Genomic DNA, 1,600 nt, shown 5'->3' with positions numbered 1-1,600 from the left:
GGCTGATAGCCGGCGACATGCTCGTTCGTCCAGTCGTTGAAGAACGAGGTGTGCAGCAGATGTTCGGGGCTGGAGCTGGCCGCCACATGCGACACCGCCGCCGAGGTGACGTCGCCACCCCAGACATCCTCGATGGCGAAATGCATGCCCAGATCCTGCGCGGCATTGCGCAGGGCGACCGTCGGGGTGATGCCGCCCAGCCGGCCCAGCTTGATGTTCACCGCCGCCGCCGAGACCTCGTATTTCGCGCGATACAGATCGGCGTGGTTCAGGACGGTTTCGTCCATGATCATCGGCAGGCGGCCGGTGCGGCGCAGGAGGGCGCAATCGGCCAGTTCGCGGCAGGGCTGCTCGAAGAACATGCCGGTGTCGTCCAGCGCGCGCATCGCGACCTGCGCTTCCAGCAGCGTATAGCCGGCATTGGCATCGACGAAGAAGAAGATCTCGGGGAAGGCCTCGGCGATGGCGCGGGCGCGCGCGGCATCCCTGGCCGGATCGTCGCCGATCTTGATCTGGTAGCGCAGGATGCCCTCGGCGCTGCGTTTCTGGACATAGGCGATGCTGTCTTCGACCGAGGACAGCGGCACCGCCTCGAAGATCGGCAGCTCGGCGCTGAGCACGCCGCCGATTAGCTCGGCGATCGGCAGGCCGACCGACTTGCCGAAGATGTCCCAGCAAGCCACGTCGAAGGCGTTCTTGGCATTGGCCTGGCCCATCAGCACGCTCGACATCAGCCGCTGCAGATGGCTGGTCCGGCGCGGATCCTGGCCGATCAGCAAGGGCGCCAGCTCGCGCAGCGCTGCGCGGGTGCCGGCGGCAAAAACCGGCAGGTAGTTCCCCGACAGCGTCGCCGCCTCGCCCCAGCCTTCGATGCCATCATCGGTGACGACCCGCACCAGGTTCGAGGGCTGCTGCCTGGCCGAGCGGCCCTTGGACATCGCATAGGTGCCATGGGCATAGGTCAGGTCGTATTCGTAAAGCTCGATGGCCGAGATCTTCATGGCGGTCCTCTTTCCTGCCGGGTGGCGCATCCGCCCAAGGCGGTGCGATCTGTTCACGGGGCAGGATTTCCATGGCGGCCGCGCTTGCCGCAAATCAGTTTTCCACTATACAAGGATCAGAAAATCTGAGTCTGGGGATCATGCCGGTTTCGCCGCCTTTCAGCAGGATGCCTTCCCTGAACGCCCTGCGCGCCTTCGAGGCGGCGGCGCGGCTTGGCAGTTTCCGGCAGGCGGCGGACGAGCTGATGGTGACGCCGGGGGCCGTCACCGCCCAGATCAAGGCGCTGGAGGCGGACTATGGCGCCACCCTGTTCGAGCGCCGGGCGCATGGCGTCCGGCTGACCCCGCTGGGGCAGCGCGTCGCGCCGGGTTTCATCGCGGCCTTCGATGCCCTTGGCCATGCGGTGCGCGAGCTTCGGCGCCATGCCGCGCCGCGCCGGGTCCATGTCGTCACCTCGCCGGCCCTGGCGCAGCTGTGGCTTGCACCGCGCCTGCCCGCCCTGCGCGCGGCGCTGGCACAGGTGGACATCTCGGTCACGGCGCTGGAGGATCCGCCGGATCTCAAGCGCACGCCCTTCGACCTGTGCCTGTTCTATGCC

The 1,600-nt window shown here is 67.3% G+C and carries 2 protein-coding genes; one reads left to right on the top strand and one right to left on the bottom strand.

The features are described from left to right. Positions 1 to 1,001, bottom strand: a 1,001-nt coding sequence (locus IT40_RS26385) for a mandelate racemase/muconate lactonizing enzyme family protein (RefSeq protein WP_036761474.1), incomplete at its 3' end; no start/stop codon positions are given. A 167-nt stretch (positions 1,002 to 1,168) separates the two neighbouring features. Between IT40_RS26385 and IT40_RS26380 the strand changes: the two genes are divergently transcribed. Further along, on the top strand, positions 1,169 to 1,600 hold a 432-nt coding region (locus IT40_RS26380; protein WP_036761476.1), incomplete at its 3' end, for a LysR family transcriptional regulator.

This window comes from Paracoccus versutus (assembly GCF_000763885.1).
Lineage (GTDB): Bacteria > Pseudomonadota > Alphaproteobacteria > Rhodobacterales > Rhodobacteraceae > Paracoccus > Paracoccus versutus.
This window is presented reverse-complemented; position numbering and strand designations above follow the sequence as displayed.